This is a genomic window from Aquidulcibacter sp., assembly GCF_044346625.1.
GTDB lineage: Bacteria > Pseudomonadota > Alphaproteobacteria > Caulobacterales > Aquidulcibacteraceae > Aquidulcibacter.
The window spans coordinates 1-3,605 of the sequence record NZ_JBIIYV010000144.1; the positions used below are offsets into that span (position 1 = coordinate 1).

Annotated in this window: 4 protein-coding genes; 3 read left to right on the forward strand and 1 reads right to left on the reverse strand. The window is 55.5% G+C overall.

Translation table 11 applies throughout. The annotated features are described in order from the left end of the window. The 3 genes from ACIQ20_RS16180 to ACIQ20_RS16190 form a co-directional block, all read left to right on the forward strand. A partial coding sequence (locus ACIQ20_RS16180; RefSeq protein WP_395782132.1) for an HNH endonuclease occupies positions 1-2,377 on the forward strand: 2,377 nt, incomplete at its 5' end. Further along, on the forward strand, positions 2,365-2,655 hold the full coding sequence (locus ACIQ20_RS16185) for a hypothetical protein (protein ID WP_395782134.1): 291 nt from the start codon (positions 2,365-2,367) through the stop codon (positions 2,653-2,655). The genes ACIQ20_RS16180 and ACIQ20_RS16185, both read left to right, overlap by 13 nt. 585 nt (positions 2,656-3,240) lie before the next feature. Then, positions 3,241-3,516, forward strand: a complete 276-nt coding sequence (locus tag ACIQ20_RS16190) for a hypothetical protein (protein WP_395782138.1) — start codon at positions 3,241-3,243, stop codon at positions 3,514-3,516. On the opposite strand, the gene ACIQ20_RS16195 is transcribed toward ACIQ20_RS16190, so the two are convergent. Then, a partial coding sequence (locus tag ACIQ20_RS16195) for a transposase domain-containing protein (RefSeq protein WP_395782136.1) occupies positions 3,457-3,605 on the reverse strand: 149 nt, incomplete at its 5' end. The two genes, ACIQ20_RS16190 and ACIQ20_RS16195, sit on opposite strands and share 60 nt — an antisense overlap.

Consider the following 3,605-nt stretch of genomic DNA (forward strand, 5'->3'; position numbering starts at 1 on the left):
GATCACGTATAAGGAAGGGTCCGCCACCCGGATCACCACCTTCACTATGGCCAATATCGCCGGTCAGATGGTGACCAAGAGCGTGCTTGTGAATGACGGTCGGGCGCGGACGGTGACGTTTGACACCGATGTGTCGGGGCAAGTGATCCGGCGGCGAGAGTCGGATAATAATTATAGCCAGGGTGATCCCAGCGCCATGTGGTACCGCTTTGCCGGTCGCCAGATGGGCATGATCACCAATAATGGCGGGTGGGAAGGTTCTTACGCGGCCTCTGTCGCCCAGCGCCAAGCGGCCCCTGCCACAACTGCGCCCGGTGCTTTTGCCAATGGCGCGACGGTGGGCAAGCAGGAAGAGCAATTCTCGTCCAATTTGGAAGTGATCAACAGCTATAGCCAAGGTTCAGTTGCTGGCAGCTATGTGGTCCGTTCAGGCGACAGCCTGCAAGGGATCGCCCAGAATCTATGGGGCGATAGTGGGCTTTGGTACAAATTGGCCGAAGCCAATGGCTTATCGGGTGCGGCATCCCTGTTTGAAGGCCAGACTTTGCGCCTACCAGCTGGGGTGATGCGCAACACCTATAATGCGTCCTCCGTCACCCCCTACAACCCCGCCGAAACCCTCGGCGACGTAACCCCCTCCACCCCGCAATCCGTCCCGCCGAAGAAGCAACGATGTGGGATTGCGGGGCAGGTCCTGCTGGTGATTATCGCGGTGGTGGTAACCTATCTCACGAAAGGTGCCACCAAGGAGTTTTTTGCTGGGGTCTTTAAAGCGATGGGAGCCAGCGCGACCGCAGCAGCGGCAGCAGCGACCGTAGCCAGTCATGCGACCGCGGCAGCAATTGGCTCGACCGTATCCCAAGCAGTTGGTGTTGCGACCGGCATTCAGGAAAAGTTTAGCTGGAAAGAAGTAGGTGCTGCCTTCGTTAGCGGCGGCGTTGCCAGTCATACAAAAGCAACCACAAGCATCATTGACGCTATCATCCAAGGTGCCAAGAACAGTGCCATCAGTCAGGCCATCAATGTGACACTTGGCCTACAGGACAAGTTCAGTTGGGCTGCAGTTGCAGCGGCTGGTGTTGGTGGTGGCGTTGGTTATGCCGTTGGCAACACGCAGTTTGCCCGTGGCCTGATGGCCAGTGGTCACTTAGGCGAAGCCGCCGGTCGAGCCATTACCGGCACAGCTGCAGTTCTAGCCAGTGCCGCTACCCGCTCTGCCATTGATGGCTCAGACTTTGGTGACAGCGTCCGTGCTGCCATACCCGATATTCTTGGGGGGATCATTGCCAACTTTGCGCTTAGCGAAGGGCCATTGTGGACGACAAAGGGTGAAAGGGAGCCGCCAACACTTAGGACTAAGGATGGATCGCATGCACGAAGATCGGAGGATGACCACCGGGAAGTCATCATCGTCCAAGGCAGAAAACGTGGCTTCTTTGAAGCAATTATGAAAAGAGGTGCGGATTCCGTAACCGGTGCCTATGATGATGTCACAAGTGGGGCTCTGCAGCGCGGTATACGGAGGTGGTCCGGCAATAATGGAAGAGTTAATGGGCCTAGGGCCGATGGTACCTACAGCCCGCGCGATGCATATCTGATCAACGCAAAACTGCATGCCTCGATTTCGGCCCTAAGTGCATTGGATGCCGTCACCCTTTTCGGTAAAAATGGCACCACCGGTGGTGCTGCTTATGACGCCTTCCAAAACCGATCCGCCCTAGGCGGTTTGGGTGTGGCGATTGAGGCAGTCCCCCTCCTGCGCTCTGTCGCTTCGGCCCAAAGTATAGGCGGAATGGGTGCTAAAGCAGCGTTTTCGGTTCCCACGAAAGCATTGGACATCATCCCAGAAGGCCCTCTGGCTAAGCTATCAACGGGATCGAACACCAATGTAATAGGCCCGCTTGGTCTAAACGGCCCGAACCCCTTCGGGGGCGCTGACTTCACCGTCGCCGGTGGCGTCAACTTCCAAGTCGCGGTGCCGACTGCGCGGGTAGGGAGCGGGGTGGCGGGTGTAACGCCAAAAGTGCTTGAGCCTTCAGGCCAAGCTTACAGCGTTGCCTATGAAGTGAAGTTAAGCCCAACCTCATATCCTGGAGTTTCACGCCAGCAACATTTTCGAGAGGCCAATGAGTCCTTATTGCAAGCGTTGGACGATGACGTGACTTTTGCACAGGGCCTACAAAACCTTGGGATCAACCTTCAGCGGACGCCTACCGGCCTCGCTCCCCGGAATTCACCCTCCGGTTGGACTTGGCACCATGCGGACGAAGCTGGTATAATGCAGCTGGTGCCACTATCGCAGCATAAGCCAGGTAGTATATTTCAAGCTGCGCTGCATCCGAACAATGCAGGAGGGTATTCAAAATGGGGCAAGTAACGAAACTCTGTGATGTGATCAGCAGGCTATCAGCGTTCGACATTGAGTATACTATCTACGCTTCAGCGCCGTGGACGGACAAGTCCGACGCAATGGTGGCGAAGGAACCTGATGCAGGGGGGCTGCCCCTAGAGGTATCGAATGCTGGCTTGCATTATTTTCTTGAGATTAGCATTGCTAAAGAATTTGTAGAAGATTGGATTGCTTCATTAGATGAGAAGCCAACGCCTTCGACCTTATGTCTGCGTGTCATAGACTACGCTACCAACGATGCTTAGGTAATGCCATGGACAGAAATCCGCGTTACGATGGGAAGCCTTTGCTTCGGCTTCTTGAATTGTATGTGTTGAGGTCGATCGATAAGTTGCTTCCCGAAGACCAGCGTACACTTGAGGGAATTGCTCCCAAGTTACAGGCGCTTTATGGGGGCAATGGTGATTGGCACGAAGCGGTCGCAGCCGCCGTTAAAATGTCCGCCCATATGCCCGCTGCAATCCGGGATATGTGGACTAGGAATGTTGAGATTGCGCGCATAAATGGAGTCACTTTACACCCTCAGAACTTCGCTGAGATGTTCGTTGATGAGAACTTTTTGGTCTGATTTCGTAGACGCAGATTAATTTTCAATGCGTCACGCGCAAAGCAAACGCTTTTGCCGGGGTAAGACAGGAAACAGATTTGGGTTGGTATGGAAGTTCCAGCGCTGCCCACAGCGGTTTCTGGCGTTGAGGTGTTGTCTGCGTTTTCTAGCACCGCGATGATGATGGGTTTGAATGAGAGCTCTTTGTTTGAGAGCTCGGCGTGGAACGCTTTGAGGACTGGGTCGCGGCTCTTGGCGATAAAGGCGGCATGATCCCAGCGCCATGTGGTACCGCTTTGCCGGTCGCCAGATGGGCATGATCACGAATAATGGCGGGTGGGAAGGTTCCTACGCTGCCTCGGTCGCCCAGCGCCAAGCGGCCCCTGCCACCACTGCGCCCGGCGCTTTCGCCAATGGCGCGACGGTGGGCAAGCAGGAAGAGCAATTCTCGTCTAATCTGGAAGTGATCAACGTATCCATCCGGCGAGTACCACGGCCATTAGTGCTTGACTGCGGTTTCGGGTTTCCAGTTCCAGGGTGCGAGTTCTTGGAGGCGTGAAGCTGGCCATGAGGGCATGTGGGCGAGAAGATCGGCGAGCCAGGCTTGGGGATCGATATTGTTGAGCTTGGCAGTGCCGATGAGGGTAT